Below are 17,177 nucleotides of genomic sequence, written 5' to 3' on the forward strand. Positions count from 1 at the left end.
GCGTCAGCGCTTTTCCTTGATCTTGGCTGCCTTGCCGCGCAGATCGCGCAGGTAGTAGAGCTTGGCGCGACGGACGTCACCGCGGGTGAGGACGTCGATCTTGGCGATGTTCGGGCTGTGCACCGGGAAGGTGCGCTCGACGCCGACGCCGAAGGACACCTTGCGGACGGTGAAGGTCTCGCGCACGCCGCCGCCCTGACGACGGATGACGACGCCCTTGAACACCTGCACGCGCTCCTTGCTGCCCTCGATGACCTTGACGTGGACGTCGAGGGTGTCACCGGGGCCGAAGTCCGGCACGTCGTCGCGGAGGGACTGCTTGTCGAGGAAGTCGAGCGTGTTCATGTGTCGTGGTCCTTGTCTGGCGGAGAACGTTGAGCAGAGGAACCTGGCGGCCCGTGGGCTCGACCGGTTCGTGCTCCGAGTCGTTGGCGTCGCAGCCGGCGGTCTCGGAGAGACAGCCCCGGACACGGGGCATCGTCGGCAGGCAACCCGACTATTGTGCCAGAGACACCCCGGGCCGACGAAATCGCGGAGCCGCTACGTCCGTGGCGCCACGATCACGACGTCGTCGGCCTGCAATGCCGAGATGGTGGCGGGCTCCATCGGCGTCGCCGCGGCGATCGCTCTCGGCGTCACACCGGCATGCACCATGTGGTCGCGGACCGCGAGTTCGGGCGCCTGGCCGTTGGCGGTGAGTGCCTCGTCGTCGGCGAGTTCCATCCCCACCCGCTGATACGGCTGCGGGTCGTTGGTCCCGACGACGACCACCGGGGCTCCCCGCGGGCCGATCCCGACGCCCACCGCGGTCCGGAACCAACCTGCGATCGATGCCGGGACCGTGGTCTGGAGTCGCTCGGCTCGCCCCCGCAACCAGGTCAGGTCGTGCGCGCCGATCACGTCGCGGTCGGCGCGAGCCCGCGCGCCGGCCAGACCCCCGAGACCGGCAGCCATCGCACCCGCCGCACCCAGTGCCCCGAGCGGCATCATCGGCATCATCCCGCTCGTCGCCGCGGGTGCAGCGGCGCTCTGCCCGGCCTCACCCGACCGTTCGGTGTGGTCGTCCCCCGCCGCGGTGAGGGCCATCCGGCCGGTGCTCGCGGCCTCGACCCGCCACGTGTCGTCACCGATCGCGGCGTTCACCTCGGCCCGCCGGATGTCGCGGTCGGCGATCAGTGCGACCACCGACATCTGCTGCTGCGTGTCGATCACCGTCCGGGCATACGCGTCCAGCGACGTCCCGAGCGCGCGCAGCCGTTCCGCCGCTCCGGGCAGATCGGCACGGGCGATCTGTCCGAGCCCGTCGACGACGGCATCGTGGAACCCGCCCGCGGTCGAGTCCCCCGTCGCGTACGAGTCGGTCACCGACGCCACCGCCTCGGCGAGGCCGGCCACCCTCTCGGCGAGTGCCCGCACGCGCTGTGCCGAGTCGCTCAGTGCCGCCGCGTCGGCGGTCGGCCACACCCCCGGGGCCAGTTCCTCGGCGATCCGCTCGGCCTCGCCACGCGCCGTCATGCGTCGGCCCGGCCGATACGCGCCGAGGCCTCGGCATCTCGGTCGAGGAGGTCGTCGATGCCGGCGACGAGGGCGCGGCGGCGTTGTCCGAGACGGTTCTCGACGTCGTGCAGACGATCCGTCGACGCCGCGGCCGCCGGCGAGAACCCCGCCCGGAACGCACCCGCCGATTTCCCGGTGCCTACTGCCATGTCGACGTCGATGAGCAGGGCGGCGAGCTCGGTCTGTATCGCCGTGAGTTCCGCCGCCGCTGCCTGCAGTCGCGTCGCCACGACGGCGGCGGCACCGGGGTCGGCGGCGACCCGGGGACCGGCGTCGGCGGCCGGCGAGAGGTCAGGGTCGGTCATCGGCGACCACACTGTCGAGGCGGGCGTCGGCGTAGTCGATCGGCAGATCCGTTGCGCCGGAGAGGATGTCGGCGGATCTGGTGCGCAGCGCGGTGTCCGCCTCGGCGATCAGCGTGGTCAGCAGGGCGGACAGTTGATCCGCGCGGTATCGACGCATTGCGGAGGGTTCGATCATGATGTCCACCGCACGGCCGCGCGCGTCGACCGTCACCGCGACGAGCCGGTCGTGACTGGTCGCCCGGGAGGTCAGCTGCGACAACGACTTCCGGACCCGTTCGAGTTCGGTGCGTTGCCGGTCGAGTTCCTCGACCATGGCCGAATACCCCTGCATCGTCTGCTGGACCCCCGTCCGAGTCGAACCTCTGCCGAATCCTAGTCGGTATCGCCCGGATGGTCCGCGGAGGAGTCCACAGGGTCCGGGAGGAGATCAGGCCGGCGCGCGCGCGTCCGCTCGAGGGCCTGTTCGGTACGCCAGCGTGCCACCTTCGCATGGTCGCCACTGAGGAGTACGGGCGGGACGTCCAGACCGCGCCAGGACACCGGCCGCGTGTAACTCGGACCTTCGAGCAGCCCGTCGGAGAACGAATCCTCCTGATGCGAGCGGGGATTGCCGAGTACGCCGTCGAGCAGCCGGACGGTCGCCTCGATCATGGCCATGACCGCGACCTCTCCCCCGATGAGGACGAAGTCGCCGAGGGAGACCTCTTCGACGCGCACCCGTCGGGCCGCGTCGTCGAAGACACGCTGGTCGATACCCTCATACCGGCCGCAGGCGAACACCAGATGCGGCTCGGTGCTCCAGCGACGCGCGGTCTCCTGGGTGAACGGCACACCGGCGGGGGTCGGCACGATCAGCAGCGCGTCGTCGGGGCACACCCCATCGAGGCACGGCCCCCAGACGTCGGGTTTCATCACCATGCCGGGCCCGCCGCCGTACGGCGAGTCGTCCACGCTGCGATGGACGTCGTGCGTCCAGTTGCGTAGGTCGTGGACCGCCACGCTGATCCGTCCGGCGTCGATCGCCTTGCCCAGCAAAGCAACTCGGAGCGGATCGAGGTACTCGGGGAAGATCGACACGACGTCGAGACGCATCACGGCGCCTCGTCGAGCGAATCCGGATCCAGCAGCCCCTCCGGGGGGTCGATCACGATCAGCTCGCGACCGACGCTCGGCACGATCTCGCGCACGAACGGCACCAGCACCTCACGGTCGTCGGTGGTGCGTACCGACAGCAACTCGCCGCCGGGCAGATGCAGGACCGATTCGACGACGCCGACCGCGGAGCCGTCGGTGAGTTGTACGGGCACGCCCTCGAGTTCGTGGTCGTAGAACTCGTCCGGGTCGTCGGAAGGCTCCACCTGCGAACTGTCGATGAGGAACAGGGTGCCGCGCAGGGCGTCGGCGGAATCCCGGTCCGCGATGCCGGCCAGGGACACCAACAGCCGCCCGGAATGATCCCGGGCGGCTGTGACGGTGAAATCCCGTTCCCCGGCACCGCGCGGCAGACGGCCACGCAGCACCGAGTTCGGGGCGAAACGCATCTCGGGCTCGTCGGTGCGGACGTCCACGACGACCTCACCACGGATTCCGTGTGACTTGACCACACGGCCTACGACGAGATCCACGATGCGCTCGGTGTTCGGGTTCGCGGTCAGCGGTCGGTGTCGACGATGTCGACGCGCATCCCGCGGCCGCCGATCCCGGAGACCAGGGTGCGCAGCGCGGTGGCGGTACGACCGTTGCGACCGATCACCTTGCCGAGGTCGTCGGGGTTCACGTGAACCTCGACGAGCCGGCCGCGACGGCCGGTGACGAGGTCGACCCGGACGTCATCGGGGTTGGAGACGATTCCGCGGACCAGGTGCTCGACCGCGTCGGCGACGACTGCGCTCACGCGTCACCCTCGGCGGCGGGAGCCTCGGCAGCCTCGTCGTCCTTCTTGGCGGCCTTCTTCTTGGGGGTGGTCGCGGCGGCGACCGGCTCGTTGTCGGCGGCGGCGAGCGCGGCGTTGAACAGGTCGAGCTTCGACGGCTTGGGCTCGGCGGTCTTCAGGGTGCCCTCGGCGCCCGGCAGGCCCTTGAACTTCTGCCAGTCACCGGTCACCTTGAGGATCGCGGCCACGGGCTCGGTCGGCTGCGCACCGACGCCCAGCCAGTACTGCGCGCGCTCGGAGTCGACCTCGATCAGCGAGGGCTCTTCCTTGGGGTGGTACTTGCCGATGGTCTCGATGACCCGGCCGTTGCGGCGGGTGCGGGCGTCGGCGACGACGATGCGGTACTGCGGGTTGCGGATCTTGCCGAGCCGCGTGAGCTTGATCTTGACAGCCATGTCTACATCTCTTTCGTGTGGTCACTGCGCAATTCAGCAATCCGCCCGGAGTGGCGGACCCGGTTTTGCGTCTGTAGTGGTGTGACCGTCGGGCGGCCGTGACCGGATCCGACGAACCAGCGAATCATTGTGCCAGACCGGGCGGTGAGTACCGAATCCGGTGATCGGCCTGCAGAAGGAACAGCCGATGGACCGGCATGTGGTCACCCACCCCGCGAGGACGACCACATGCCGAACGTCACTTCCGTCACTCTGTCGGTGTCGGCTCATCCGCGTCCTGATGCGCGACACCGCCGGAGCCTCCCTCGACCCCCGGCTCCGACGGGCCCGCGCTCTCGGATCCGGGCCGCGGATCCGAGGTGGACTGATCCGGTTCGTCCTGGCCGAACCGTTGCAACGCCGTTGCTACGTTACGCGGCGGTAAGGAAGGCAACCAGCCACTACCGTGTGGCTTTGCTCACACGAGGTGGCGACCAGACGAGACCACTGCCACCGGGTGTCGCAACGTGCCCAGGTCGTCGCACGGGTTGTCCGCGTACACGACGAAGTCGGCGCGGTGCCCGTCCTCCAGGAGGTCGGCGCCCAGCCAGGCGCGCGCATTCGTCGACGCCGCCGCGATCGCACCCGCCGGGCCCAGGCCCACGTCCGAGAGCGCCTCGATCTCGTCGACGATGCGTCCGTGCTCGACGAATCCGCCCGCGTCGGTCCCGGCGAAGATCGCGACGCCGGCCTCACGCGCGGCGGCGAACACCGCCGGGCCGCCCGCATGCAGGGCGCGCATGTGCGCGGCGTAGGTCGGGAAGCGTTCGGCTCCGTCGGCGATCCCGGGAAAGTTTTCGACCTGGATCATGGTGGGCACCAACGCGATCGAGCGGTCGACGAGCTGGTCGACTAGATCGGGAGTCAGCCCGGTGCCATGCTCGATGCAATCGACACCGGCCCCGATCAGGTCGACGAGAGCATCGGTTCCGAAGACATGGGCGGTGATCCGGGCGCCGTGCTCGTGCGCCACCGCCACCGCCGCCTCTATCTGTGCACGGGTCCACAACGGGGCCAGGTCGCCGACCTCGCGGTCGATCCAGTCGCCCACGATCTTCACCCAGCCGTCGCCGGCCTGCGCCTGCCGGGCCACCTCGGCCGCGAGTTCGTCCGGATCGTCGAGGTCGACGCCGTAGTCGCGCAGATACCGCTTGGGCCGGGCGATGTGCTTGCCCGAGCGGATGAAGCGCGGGCAAGCGGGGTCGTCGTCGAGTGGGTGCGTGTCGAGCGGCGACCCGACCTCGCGGATCAGCAGGGTGCCTGCGCGCGCATCGGCGTAGGCGTACCCACGGGCCTGCTCGATGTCGACCCCGAGGCCCGGCGCGATCCCCACATGATTGTGGGCGTCGACGAGGCCCGGCAGAATCCAGCCACCGTCGACTGCCGTCTCGGCGTCGGGAACCGCGGTGAGGCTGATGGTGTCGTCGGACACCCAGAACTCGACCGGTTCGGACGTGAGCGGATCGGTGCCCCGGTAGTGGCGGGCCATTGCACCCTGTTCCGGGCCACCCACCGTCATTTCTTCTTCTTGGGCTGCTGGAACTGCGACACGTCGATGCCCTCGAGACCCGGGGGCAGCTGATCGAGACCGGCCGGCATGTTCGACAGGTCCGGGAACCCGGCCGGCATGCCTCCGGGCATACCCGGGAAGCCGCCGCGCGCCGCCTTCGGCGGGGTGGGGCCGCGACCCTTCCCCTTCTTGCCCTTCTTGCCCTTGCGGTTGGACTTGCGGTTCATCGCGCCCATGCCCATGCGACCCGACATCTGCGCCATCATCTTGCGGGCCTCGAAGAACCGGTCGACGAGCTGGTTGACCTCGCTGACGGTCACACCCGACCCGTTGGCGATCCGGATCCGGCGTGAGGCGTTGATGATCTTCGGGTTGTCGCGCTCGGCGGGGGTCATGCCGCGGATGATCGCCTGCACGCGGTCGAGCTGCTTGTCGTCGACCTGCGACAGCACGTCCTTCATCTGGCCGGCGCCCGGCAACATCCCCAGGATGTTGCCGATGGGGCCCATCTTGCGGATCATCAGCATCTGCTCGAGGAAGTCCTCGAGGGTCAGCTCGCCCTGGGTGATCTTGGCGGCCGCGGCCTCGGCCTGCTGCGCATCCCAGTGCTGTTCGGCCTGCTCGATGAGCGACAACACGTCGCCCATGCCGAGGATGCGGCTGGCCATGCGGTCGGGATGGAAGACGTCGAAGTCCTCGAGCTTCTCGCCCGAGGACGCGAACATGATCGGTTGGCCGGTCACCTCGCGTACCGACAACGCCGCACCGCCGCGCGCATCGCCGTCGAGCTTGGTCAGCACGACGCCGGTGAAGCCCACACCCTCCTGGAAGGCCTCGGCGGTGGTGACGGCGTCCTGACCGATCATCGCGTCGACGACGAACAGCACCTCGTCGGGCGAGGTGGCGTCGCGGATGTCGGAGGCCTGCTTCATCAGTTCGGCGTCGATGCCGAGCCGGCCGGCGGTGTCGATGACCACCACGTCGTAGTGCTTGCTCCGCGCCTCGTCGACACCGGCCTGCGCGACCGAGACCGGATCGCCCGAGGTCACACCGAGCACACCCTCGCCGCCGACGCTCGTGCCCGGATGCGGCGCGAAGACCGGCACGCCGGCGCGCTCGCCGACGATCTGCAGCTGTGAGACCGCGCCCGGACGCTGCAGGTCACAGGCGACGAGCAGCGGGGTGTGACCCTGCTGCTTGAGCCAGTTGCCCAGCTTTCCGGCGAGTGTCGTCTTACCGGCACCCTGGAGACCGGCCAACATGATGACGGTCGGGGGGTTCTTGGCGAACCGCACCCGCCGCGTCTCCCCGCCGAGGATTCCGATGAGTTCCTCGTTGACGATCTTGACGACCGTCTGCGCCGGGTTGAGTGCCGCGGAGACCTCGGCACCCTTGGCGCGCTCCTTGATCCGGGCGATGAAGGACCGGACCACCGCGAGCGAGACGTCCGCCTCGAGCAGGGCGAGCCGGATCTCGCGACAGGTGCGGTCGATGTCGGCGTCGGACAGCCGCCCCTTGCCACGCAGATCCTTCAGGGCACCGGTCAACCGGTCGGAGAGGGAATCGAACATGGGTCCCATCCTTCCATGCGGGTCCCGAGACGAAACATCTAGGAGATCGGCACTCCGGACCGTCCCGTCCCGCCATAGGACTGCGGCCCGTCGCCGTCCTCCTCGCGCGCCGGCTGCGGTGGCGGGCAGACCGCGACGACGGCCTCGGCCAGCTCCGCCCGTGCGTCCTCGGTGTCGGTCGCCAGCCGCAGGCCGAAGATGTCGACCCCGGTGGCGCCCAGGGTCGCCACCTTGGCCCACCGGATGTCGGCGCCGTGGCGTTCCAGGACCGCACTGACCCGGCTGAGCAGGCCGATCCGGTCGTCCGAGCGGACCTCCAGCACCGCTTCCCCCTCCGGGGCGTCCAGCCACGTCACCCGCGGTGGCGCCACGGCGAAGAGCGCGGGTACCGCGTTCTTCGGATGCCCGGCCCCGTCGACCTCGGGATCGGTGCTCCCGGCGCTGGCGCCGATGGTCACCACGGTGCCGGGAATCGTGGTGACGGTGCCGATCGTCGGGATCGGCGAGTCCCGCTCGCGCGCGTCGAGCCGCGCGAGGACGTCGATCTTGCCGTCGACGGCCGCGATCAGCTGCTGGCGCAACAGGCCGGCATCGGGCGGACTGCCGAACATCGGGACGACCAGGAACGAGTTGATCGCCTTCCCGTCGGCGCTCTGGGCACACGCCGAGTGGGACCGCAACCCGCCCAGGGCGAGGACCCCGGCCATCTTCGACAGCAGGCCGGGTTGATCAGGCGCCACCATGGTGACGCGGTACGTGTGTTGCCCGTCGGCCCGGACGAGCCGGACCGCGTAGTCCCCTTCCGCCGCCGTGGCCAGGTCCTCGGCCGTCAGCGGCTCGGGCGCGCTCGGCTCTTCGCCGTCGATGAGTCGCATCGACCGGCGGACGAGGTCGTGGATGAGCGAGGCCTTCCACTCCCCCCACACCCCCGGGCCGGTGGCCAGCGAATCCGCTTCGGCAAGTGCGGCAAGCAGTTCCAACAGCACCCGGTTGTGTCCCAGGGTGTCGGCGACCGACTCGGCGGTGGCCGGGTCGTCGAGGTCCCGGCGGGTGGCGACCTGCGGCAGCAGCAGGTGGTGTCGCACCATGTCGGCGAGGATCGCCACATCCTGCGGCCAGAGACCGAACCGGTTGCCGACCTGAACCGCCAGATCAGCGCCGACGATGCTGTGGTCGGCACCCCGACCCTTGCCGAGGTCGTGGATCAACGCACCGAGGACGAGCAGGTCGGGCCGGGACACCCGGGTGGTCATCGCACTCGCGTACGCCGCGGTTTCCACGAGATGCCGGTCGACGGTCCAGGTGTGGATGGCATCGCGCGGCGGGAGGTCGCGCACCGCACCCCATTCCGGCAGGAGCCGGCCCCACAGGCCGGTGCGGTCGAGTGCCTCGATCGGGTCGACCATGTGATGTCCCGAACTGAGCAGGACCAGCAGGTCGCTGAGTGCTTCGGCCGGCCACGGCTCACGCAGTTCCGGCGCGTAGTCGGCCAGCCGGCTCAGCGTCGACGCGCTGATCGGGAGGCCGGTTCGGGCCGACGCGGCGGCGACCCGCAGGATGAGTCCCGGGTCTTTGCTCGGAATCGCGTTGCGCGCCAACACGATCTCTCCGCTGTGCTCGACGACGCCTTCGTCGAGCGGACGGCGCAGCGGCGAGCGCCGCAGCTTGGCCAGTCCGCGACGCGGCAGGGCGTTGCCCGCGGTCCGCAGGCCGACGTCGATGGAGTAGCTGATGGTGCGGGCCGAGTCGCTGATGACGCGGGCGAGATCGAACCGGTCCCCGATCCGGAGGGCCGCCCCGATCTCGTCGGCGTCCTGGGCCTGCACGTGCTCGCGGGGACGCCCGGCGATGCGGTGCAGTTCGGTACGGATGTCGAGGAGCCGCGTGTAGGCGACCTGCGGTCCGGCACCGGGCGAATCGGGTCGCAGGCTCGCCATCCCGCTGGTGAGCTGGGCGATCGCCAGCGCTCCCAGGAGCTGGACGTCACGCAGGCCGCCCCGGCCGCTCTTGAGGTCGGGTTCGGCGCGATGTGCGATGTCGCCGGCTCGCCGCCAGCGGTCCTGCGCGTGCGTGACCACTTCGGGGAACCGATTGCGGATGTCGTTGCGCCACTGCTGGCGGACCCCGCCGATCAGCAACGTGGACAGATCCTCGTCGCCGGCTATGTGGCGCGCCTCGAGGAGGCCGAGGGCCGCGGTGACATCGTCGCCGGCGACCTGCAGCGCCTGCGGCACCGTCCGCACACTGTGGTCGAGCGGAATGTTGGCGTCCCACAACGGGTACCAGAGTCCGTCGGCAACCTCGGACACCCGCTCGGCGGGCATGTCGTCGTGCAGCAGGATCAGATCGAGGTCCGAATACGGGAGCATCTCACCGCGACCGAGTCCGCCCACGGCGACGATCGCGAACCCGCTGTGCGGCTTGATGCCGAGTTCCGCGCCCTTGCTGGTCAGCCAGAATTCGTGCAGGTCGACGAGCACCTGGCGCAATGCCGGTGCGTCGAGTTTTCCCGATCGGCCGGACTCGGTGAGTTGCCGTCGGGTCTTGGCCAGGTCTGCGGCGCTTACGACTGCCTCCAAAGTGTGTGGGAGAGAAAGGAATACGAGGTGTGGAACTCCGACGGCCCCGCGCCCGACTGGTCGTCGGGCACGGGGCCGTTCACCGGGAATTCGTCGACGCCTCGGCGGGCTCGCTACAGTGCGTCGCCACCGCGCTCGCCGGTTCGGACGCGAACCACGGACTCGACCGGCGAGACCCACACCTTGCCGTCACCGATCTTGCCGGTCCGGGCGGCCTCGACGATCACGTCGACGACCTTGTCCACGGCGGCGTCGTCCACCACGACCTCGACGCGGACCTTGGGTACGAAGTCGACCGAGTACTCGGCGCCGCGATAGACCTCGGTGTGACCCTTCTGGCGGCCGTAGCCCTGGACCTCACTCACGGTCATGCCCAGGATGCCGGCCTGCTCCAACCCGGCTTTGACATCCTCGAGTGTGAACGGCTTGACGATTGCAGTGATCAGCTTCATTAGTTATCCCTCTCCACAGGATTCAGCGTAGTAGCGAATGGCTTCGAGCGTCATGCCAGCTCATAGGCCGTCTCGGCGTGTTCCGCCTCGTCGATGCCGCTCTTCTCGTCCTCGTCGCTGACGCGCCAACCCAGCGGCTTGAGCACCAGGGCGATGATCGCGGTGAGAACACCGGTGAACACGAGGGCGAACAAGGCGATCACGACCTGGACCACCAGCTGCTTGTAATCTCCGCCCCAGAAGAGGCCCACGTCCTCGCCGATCAGGCCGATGGCCACCGTGCCCCAGAGGCCGGCGACGAGGTGGACACCGACGACGTCGAGCGAGTCGTCGTAGCCGAACTTGTTCTTCAGGCCGATCGCGACGGCGGCGAGAGCACCCGCGATGACACCGAGGATGAGCGAGCCGACCGGGGTCAGCGAACCACACGCGGGGGTGATGGCGACCAGACCGGCGACCACACCCGAGGCGGCGCCGACGCTGGTGGCGTGCTTGTCACGGATGATCTCCACCGCGAGCCAGCCGAGGATCGCCGCGGCGGTGGCAGCGGTGGTGTTGACCCACACCTGACCGGCGAGCAGATCGGCGCCCAGCTCGGAGCCGACGTTGAACCCGAACCAGCCGAACCAGAGAAGTGCTGCGCCCAGCATCACGAACGGGATGTTGTGCGGACGGTAGGCGGTGCGGCCGAAGCCGACGCGCTTGCCGATGATGAGAACCAGGACCAGCGCCGCGATACCGGCGTTGATGTGCACGACCGTGCCGCCGGCGAAGTCGATCGGCGCGACGTTGGCCGCACCTTCCTCGTCGGTCCCGAACATCTTGGCCGCCAGACCGTCCTCACCGCCGCCGAGGAGGCCGCCGCCACCGACGAGCCCGCCCCAGACCATGTGGGACAGCGGGAAGTACACGATCGTCGCCCACAGGACGGTGAAGACCATCCAGGTGGAGAACTTGACGCGTTCGGCGAGCGCACCGCTGATGAGGGCGACGGTGATGACCGCGAAGGTCAGCTGGAAACCCATGAAGACGATCGCCGGGATGGTCAGGCCGCCGGTGACGTACATCTCGGTGTCGCCCTCGCCGATGGTGCTCATCAGCTGGTCGGACCCGAAGAGCGCGAACGGGTTCGCGAAGATGCCGCCGATGTCGCTGCTGCCGGTGATCCCGTCGCTGAACGACATCGAGAAGCCCCACAGCACGTACACGACGCTGATCGACGCGAGTGCTCCGAAGGACATCATCATCATGTTCAGGACGGACTTGCCTCGCGCCAACCCCCCGTAGAAGAACGCGAGGCCTGGGGTCATCAGCAACACGAGCGCGGCCGACACGAGCATGAATGCCGTGTTACCCGTGTCGATCGGGCCAAACGATTCGTTTGGCAACTGAGCCAACTCCACTACGAAACCTCCTCAGGATGCGCCGACGGCTCGGCGCCTCCAAAGAGATTGTCGGCAGTCGGTTTCGGCCGTGGTGCCCTGACGTTTCGGGCGCGTAACCCCCTGGGCGGTTTGTATTTCGCCCATGTAACATCCCAGTTCGGCTCTGAGCTGTCTCTCAGACTCCGCGGCCGATGTCTGACCCGACATTTCCGATCACAGATCCCGACTTCACGGCAGCGTCCGCCGGCGTCAGAGGAGGGCGTCGACGAATGCGTCCGGTTCGAAGGGCGCGAGGTCGTCCGCGCCCTCCCCCAGTCCGACGAGCTTGACCGGCACGCCGAGTTCCTTCTGGACATGGAACACGATGCCGCCCTTGGCGGTGCCGTCCAGCTTGGTCAGCACCACGCCGGTGATGTTGACGACCTCGGCGAACACCCGGGCCTGCATCAGTCCGTTCTGTCCGACGGTCGCGTCGAGCACCAGCAGCACCTCGTCGACCGGCGCCTTCTTCTCCACGACGCGCTTGACCTTGCCCAGCTCGTCCATCAGGCCGGTCTTGGTGTGCAGCCGGCCGGCGGTGTCGATCATGACCACGTCGACGCCGCTCTCGATGCCCCGGTCGACGGCGTCGAATGCGACGGCGGCGGGATCGGCCTGTTCCTTGCCGCGCACGATCTCGGCGCCGACCCGCTCGCCCCACGTCTGCAGCTGGTCGGCGGCGGCCGCGCGGAACGTGTCCGCCGCGCCGAGCAGGACACGACGCCCGTCGGCGACCAGGACGCGTGCCAGCTTGCCGGTCGTGGTGGTCTTGCCGGTGCCGTTGACGCCGACGACGAGGACGACGGCGGGACGGCCCGCGTGTGGCAGCGCCCGGATCGACCGGTCGAGCGTCGGGTCGAGCTGCTCGACCAGGACCCGCTTGAGCAACGCCCGGGCCTCACCCGCGGTGCGGACCGGGTTGGCCGCGAGCTCGGTGCGCAGCGTCTCGACGACGGTGGCCGTCGTGGACGCACCGAGATCGGCCATCACCAGCGTGTCCTCGATCTCCTCCCAGCTGTCCTCGTCGAGATCGCCGGCGCCCAGCAGGCCCAGCACACCCTTGCCGATCGCACCCTGTGACCGGGACAGCCGGCCGCGCAGCCTACCGATCCGGCCCGCCGTCGGCGCGATCTCGTCCAGCGGCGGCGCGGTGGTCGCCTCCGCGACATCGTCGGGTACCCGGGTCCCGGGCCCGGTCGTTGCCGGCTCGGTCGTTGCCGGCTCGGCGGTGGCCGGTTCGGGTTCGGCGACCTCGGGCTCGGCGACCTCGGGTTGCGCGGGTGCGGCAGTGGCGGACGCGGGCTCGGCGACGTCGGGCTCCGCCGTCTCGGGCTCGACGGTTTCGGGGCGGGCGGTGGCAGGTTCTGCGGTCTCGGGTTCGGTGGTGTCCGGCTCGGGCAGCGACACCTCGGTGACGCCGCGCCGGATCGAATCCCGCGGCACCGCGGAGTCGTCACCGACGCCCGGCTGACCGTCGACATCGGTGCGCTCTCCGGGCGGCCGGACCACCTCGGGTGCCGGCGTCGCAGACTCCGGAGCCGGGGGTTCCGGCCTCCGTCGCGGCGGTTCCGCGAGGGCGGTGTCACCCGCGGCCTCCCCGCGACTGAAGCTGAACCCCGATCCGGCCTGGTAGCCCCCGGACCGGTCGACCTGGCGGGTCGTCCCGTCGACGATCTCCGGTTGCCGCTCGTCGGTCAGCGAGATGCGCCGGCGGCGCGACAGCACCAGCCCGAGCACGATCAGCGCGATCACGACGAGCACCGCGACGACGATGCCGATGATGATTCCGGTGTTCACTGGCTGGTGTCCTCCTGTTGACCGACGGGCATGTTCACTCCGCGCATGCGTTGCGAGATGACCGTCGTGATGCCGTCGCCGCGCATGCTGACTCCGTAGAGCGCATCCGCGACCTCCATCGTGGGCTTCTGGTGGGTGATGACGATGAGCTGGGACTTCTCCCGCAGTTGGGCGAACAACGTGATCAGTCGCCGCAGGTTGGTGTCGTCGAGCGCGGCCTCGACCTCGTCCATGACGTAGAACGGCGACGGGCGCGCGCGGAAGATCGCCACCAGCATCGCGACCGCGGTCAGGGACTTCTCCCCGCCCGAGAGCAGCGAGAGCCTCTTGACCTTCTTACCGGGCGGGCGGGCCTCGACCTCGATGCCCGTCGTGAGCATGTCGCCGGGTTCGGTCAGGACGAGCCGGCCCTCGCCGCCGGGGAACAAGGTCTGGAAGACCTGGCCGAACTCGCGTTCCACGTCGGCGTACGCCTCGGTGAACACCTGCAGAATCCGGGCGTCGACCTCTTCCACGACGTCGAGGAGGTCCTTGCGGGCCGCCTTGACGTCCTCGAGCTGCGACGACAGGAAGTTGTACCGCTCTTCGAGAGCGGCGAACTCCTCGAGCGCCAGCGGGTTCACCTTGCCGAGCGTGTTGAGATCCTTCTGTGCCTTCTTGGCGCGGGCCTCCTGCGTCGCCCGGTTGTAGGGCATCGGGGCCGGTGCGACGACCTGCTCGCCGCGTTCCCGGGCCTGCTCGTACTCGGCCATCTCCAGCGCCGACGGGGGCATCGGCACGTCGGGACCGTATTCGGCGATCAGATCGTCGGGCGCCATCGCGAAGGTCTCGAGGACCTGCTCTTCGAGCTGTTCGATCCGCAGCGCGACCTGGGCCCGCGCCACCTCGTCGCGGTGGACGGTGTCGCGCAGCGAATTGAGCGTGGTCGTCAGTTCGCCCGCCCGGACCCGGAGCGCGTCGAGGGTCGCGGTGCGGGCGGTCCGGATCTCCTCGAGTTCGTCGCGCCCGGCCTGCGCCGAGGCCACCGCCGCGGCGAGACGCTCACTGACCTGTGCACCGGCGCGTTCGACGGCTGCCGCCACGCCCGCGGCCTGGCGTCGGATCTCGTCCTGCCGACGAGCCCGCTCGCGTGCCTCGCGCTCGCGCTGTGCGGCCCGCCGCAGCGAGTCCGCCTTGCCACGGACGGATGCCAGGCGTTCCTCGGCTGTCCGCAAGGTCAGGCGCGCCTCCATCTCGGCGCTGCGTGCCACGCCGACGGCGGTCGCGGCGTTCGCGCGGTCGGTGTCGTCGGCGGACATCTCGGTCCCCACCTCGGACTCATCGCGGGCGAGACGCAATCGCTCGGTGAGTTCCTGCAGGTTCTCGAGGGTTTCCTCGCGGCCCTTCTCGAGCAGATTCCGCTGTCGGGTCAGCTTGTCGGCCTCGGCACGCGAGGCTCTGATCTCCTGGCCCAGCCGGGCCATCTGCTCATAAGCGGCGCCGACGCCGGCGTCGGACTCGTGCAGCGCCGCGAGCGCCTCCTCGGCCGCCTCCCGCCGATCGTGCTGCTCGGTGAGCGCGCCGGCGAGCGCCGCCTCGAGTTCTTCGACGCGCCTGCGGGTCGAGGCGAGTTCGGCGGTCGCCGCATCGATCGCCGACTGGACCTCCAGCGTGGAGGGACGGCGTGACGAACCGCCCTCGACCGACGCCGCCGAGATGCGGTCGCCGGCGGGCGTCACCGCGCGCACGCCGAGACGGCGGGCGAGTTCGAGCCCCTGCGCGGGATCGTCGACGATGACGGTGTCGGCCAGGACGGTGTCGATCGCACCGCGGATCTCCGGGCGGGTGTCGACCACCGAGGCCGCCCACCTCGCCCCGTCGGGCAGCGCGACGTCGCTCGATCGGTCCGGGCCGGTGAGTCCGCCGCAGATCAGCGCGGCCCGTCCCCCGTCGCCCGACTTCAGGGCCGCCAACGCCCGCACCGCGGCGATCCCGTCCACGGTGACGATGCCGTCCACGGCGGGTCCGAGCGCCCCGGCGATGGCCGTCTCGAAACCCGCTTCGACCGTGACCAGCTCCGACATCGGTCCGAGCAGGCCGTCGGGCGCGTTCTCCAGGAGCCATGCGCCGCCGTCGCCCCGCTCGAGTCCCATGGCGAGTGCGTCCACCCGGGCCGACAAGGAGGCGATGGCGTGCTCGGCGTCGCGGTGTGCGGCCTGCAAGGTGGCCACGCGCTCGTTGGACAGGTTCAGCGCGGCCACGCATCGTTCGTGGTGTTCGTCGAGTGCCTGTTCGGCGGCTTCCAGCTGCGCCAGCTCGCTTGCCGCCGAATCCTGTTGCGTGACTGCGACTTCGGCGCGTTCGGTGGCGGCCGAGATGGCCGCGGTGAGGCGCTGCGCCTCAGCGTCGACCGACTCCGAACGCGTCCGCAGGTTGTCCACCTGCCCTTCGAGGCGCGCCAGACCCTCGCGACGGTCGGCGATGGCGCGGACAGCCGCGAGGTGAGCCGCCTCCGCGGCCTCCGCAATCGACTCGCGTTCGCCAAGCACCTCGCGGGCGCTCTCGAGCTGTTCGGCGGCGATCTCGACACCCTCGGTCAGCTCGGCTTCGAGTTCGGCGGCCTCGAGGGCCTGCTCGTCGAGCTCCTCCGGGTCGGGCCCGGACGCCTCGCTCGACGGCTCGCTGAGGTACCGGCTGCGTTCGGCGGCCACCCGGCGGGTCGCGTCGACGCGCTCGGCGAGCGCCGACAACCGGAACCAGGCGCGGTTGGCCGCGGCCGCGGCGGGCGTGATCTCGGCGAGATGCTGTTCGTGTTCGGTCACTTCCGCGTTCGCACGGTCGAGTTCGGCGGCCACCTCGTCCTGCCGACGCCGGACCTCGTCCTCGACGGCGGCGTGTTCGGCCATCTCGGCGCGGCGGGTGACGAGGTCGTCGGCGGCCAGGCGCAACCGTGCGTCGCGGAGATCGGCCTGGACGGTCTGGGCCCGGCGGGCGACCTCGGCCTGGCGTCCCAGTGGTTTGAGCTGACGACGGAGTTCGGCCGTCAGATCGTTCAGACGCGCCAGGTTGGCCTGCATCGCGTCGAGCTTGCGGACCGCTTTTTCCTTGCGCTTGCGGTGTTTGAGGACCCCGGCCGCCTCTTCGATGAACGCGCGGCGGTCCTCGGGCCGGGACTCGAGGATCGCCGACAACCGTCCCTGGCCGACGATCACGTGCATCTCGCGACCGATACCGGAGTCCGACAGCAGCTCCTGCACGTCCATGAGGCGACAGGAACTGCCGTTGATCTCGTACTCGCCGGCGCCGTCGCGGAACATCCGGCGCGTGATGGACACCTCGGAGTACTCGATCGGCAGCGCACCGTCGGCGTTGTCGATGGTGAGGGTGACCTCGGCGCGGCCCAGCGGAGGACGGCCCGAGGTGCCGGCGAAGATGACGTCCTGCATCTTCCCGCCGCGCAGTGCTTTGGCGCCCTGCTCGCCCATCACCCAGGTCAGGGCGTCGACGACGTTCGACTTACCGGAGCCGTTGGGGCCGACGACGCACGTGATACCCGGCTCGAAGCGCAGGGTCGTCGCCGAGGCGAACGACTTGAAGCCCTTCAGGGTCAGGCTTTTGAGGTGCACGACGGTACAG

The 17,177-nt window shown here is 69.8% G+C and carries 14 protein-coding genes and 1 pseudogene; all 15 read right to left on the reverse strand.

All coding sequences use genetic code 11. The annotated features are described in order from the left end of the window. Positions 1-3: 3 nt before the first annotated feature. The 15 genes and pseudogenes from rplS to smc all read right to left on the reverse strand — a co-directional run bounded on the left by rplS (position 4) and on the right by smc (position 17,167). The gene (gene rplS, locus ACFUEJ_RS10525; RefSeq protein ID WP_004572295.1) at positions 4-345 is read right to left on the reverse strand and encodes a 50S ribosomal protein L19; all 342 of its coding nucleotides are present in this window, start codon (positions 343-345) and stop codon (positions 4-6) included. Positions 346-540: 195 nt separating this feature from the next. After that, entirely contained in the window at positions 541-1,515 is a 975-nt protein-coding gene (locus ACFUEJ_RS10530) for a hypothetical protein (RefSeq protein WP_388029128.1), read from the reverse strand. Further along, positions 1,512-1,862 (reverse strand): hypothetical protein, encoded by a 351-nt coding sequence (locus ACFUEJ_RS10535; RefSeq protein ID WP_058250082.1) that lies wholly within the window; start codon positions 1,860-1,862, stop codon positions 1,512-1,514. Before ACFUEJ_RS10535 ends, ACFUEJ_RS10530 begins: the two co-directional genes overlap by 4 nt. Continuing rightward, entirely contained in the window at positions 1,849-2,193 is a 345-nt protein-coding gene (locus ACFUEJ_RS10540) for a YbaB/EbfC family nucleoid-associated protein (RefSeq protein ID WP_159370630.1), read from the reverse strand. Before ACFUEJ_RS10540 ends, ACFUEJ_RS10535 begins: the two co-directional genes overlap by 14 nt. A 41-nt stretch (positions 2,194-2,234) precedes the next feature. Then, positions 2,235-2,954, reverse strand: coding sequence for a tRNA (guanosine(37)-N1)-methyltransferase TrmD (trmD, locus tag ACFUEJ_RS10545; protein WP_388029133.1), 720 nt, complete (start codon positions 2,952-2,954; stop codon positions 2,235-2,237). Continuing rightward, positions 2,954-3,487 (reverse strand): ribosome maturation factor RimM, encoded by a 534-nt coding sequence (gene rimM / locus ACFUEJ_RS10550; RefSeq protein ID WP_065628991.1) that lies wholly within the window; start codon positions 3,485-3,487, stop codon positions 2,954-2,956. Before rimM ends, trmD begins: the two co-directional genes overlap by 1 nt. A 26-nt stretch (positions 3,488-3,513) precedes the next feature. Beyond that, positions 3,514-3,756, reverse strand: coding sequence for an RNA-binding protein (locus tag ACFUEJ_RS10555; protein ID WP_004572301.1), 243 nt, complete (start codon positions 3,754-3,756; stop codon positions 3,514-3,516). Further along, a complete protein-coding gene (gene rpsP, locus ACFUEJ_RS10560) occupies positions 3,753-4,190 on the reverse strand; it encodes a 30S ribosomal protein S16 (RefSeq protein WP_058250078.1) in 438 nt (145 codons plus the stop codon). The genes ACFUEJ_RS10555 and rpsP overlap by 4 nt, the downstream gene beginning before the upstream one ends. 457 nt (positions 4,191-4,647) lie before the next feature. Then, positions 4,648-5,718 (reverse strand): amidohydrolase family protein, encoded by a 1,071-nt coding sequence (locus ACFUEJ_RS10565; RefSeq protein ID WP_388029228.1) that lies wholly within the window; start codon positions 5,716-5,718, stop codon positions 4,648-4,650. Between the two features lie 26 nt (positions 5,719-5,744). Then, positions 5,745-7,310, reverse strand: coding sequence for a signal recognition particle protein (gene ffh, locus ACFUEJ_RS10570; protein ID WP_269554526.1), 1,566 nt, complete (start codon positions 7,308-7,310; stop codon positions 5,745-5,747). A 38-nt stretch (positions 7,311-7,348) separates the two neighbouring features. Continuing rightward, positions 7,349-9,972 (reverse strand): annotated as a pseudogene (locus tag ACFUEJ_RS10575) ([protein-PII] uridylyltransferase). 30 nt (positions 9,973-10,002) lie between these two features. Next, a complete protein-coding gene (locus ACFUEJ_RS10580; RefSeq protein WP_004572306.1) occupies positions 10,003-10,341 on the reverse strand; it encodes a P-II family nitrogen regulator in 339 nt (112 codons plus the stop codon). 50 nt (positions 10,342-10,391) lie between these two features. Then, entirely contained in the window at positions 10,392-11,744 is a 1,353-nt protein-coding gene (locus tag ACFUEJ_RS10585) for an ammonium transporter (protein WP_269554522.1), read from the reverse strand. Between the two features lie 231 nt (positions 11,745-11,975). After that, positions 11,976-13,562, reverse strand: coding sequence for a signal recognition particle-docking protein FtsY (gene ftsY / locus ACFUEJ_RS10590; protein ID WP_265964506.1), 1,587 nt, complete (start codon positions 13,560-13,562; stop codon positions 11,976-11,978). Next, positions 13,559-17,167 carry a chromosome segregation protein SMC gene (gene smc / locus ACFUEJ_RS10595; RefSeq protein WP_058250073.1) on the reverse strand — a complete coding sequence of 1,203 codons (3,609 nt, stop codon included), beginning with the start codon at positions 17,165-17,167 and terminating at the stop codon, positions 13,559-13,561. Before smc ends, ftsY begins: the two co-directional genes overlap by 4 nt. Between the last annotated feature and the right edge of the window lie 10 nt (positions 17,168-17,177).

Source organism: Gordonia sp. NPDC057258 (genome assembly GCF_042668985.1).
Lineage (GTDB): Bacteria > Actinomycetota > Actinomycetes > Mycobacteriales > Mycobacteriaceae > Gordonia > Gordonia hongkongensis.

Bases quoted from the DNA above. Each gene is read 5' to 3' on its own strand.
- trmD (WP_388029133.1), bottom strand. From the start codon at position 2,954: ATGCGTCTCGACGTCGTGTCGATCTTCCCCGAGTACCTCGATCCGCTC.
- rplS (WP_004572295.1), bottom strand. From the start codon at position 345: ATGAACACGCTCGACTTCCTCGACAAGCAGTCCCTCCGCGACGACGTG.
- ACFUEJ_RS10565 (WP_388029228.1), bottom strand. From the start codon at position 5,718: ATGGCCCGCCACTACCGGGGCACCGATCCGCTCACGTCCGAACCGGTC.
- rpsP (WP_058250078.1), bottom strand. From the start codon at position 4,190: ATGGCTGTCAAGATCAAGCTCACGCGGCTCGGCAAGATCCGCAACCCG.
- ACFUEJ_RS10580 (WP_004572306.1), bottom strand. From the start codon at position 10,341: ATGAAGCTGATCACTGCAATCGTCAAGCCGTTCACACTCGAGGATGTC.
- ffh (WP_269554526.1), bottom strand. From the start codon at position 7,310: ATGTTCGATTCCCTCTCCGACCGGTTGACCGGTGCCCTGAAGGATCTG.
- ACFUEJ_RS10535 (WP_058250082.1), bottom strand. From the start codon at position 1,862: ATGACCGACCCTGACCTCTCGCCGGCCGCCGACGCCGGTCCCCGGGTC.
- ACFUEJ_RS10530 (WP_388029128.1), bottom strand. From the start codon at position 1,515: ATGACGGCGCGTGGCGAGGCCGAGCGGATCGCCGAGGAACTGGCCCCG.
- ACFUEJ_RS10540 (WP_159370630.1), bottom strand. From the start codon at position 2,193: ATGCAGGGGTATTCGGCCATGGTCGAGGAACTCGACCGGCAACGCACC.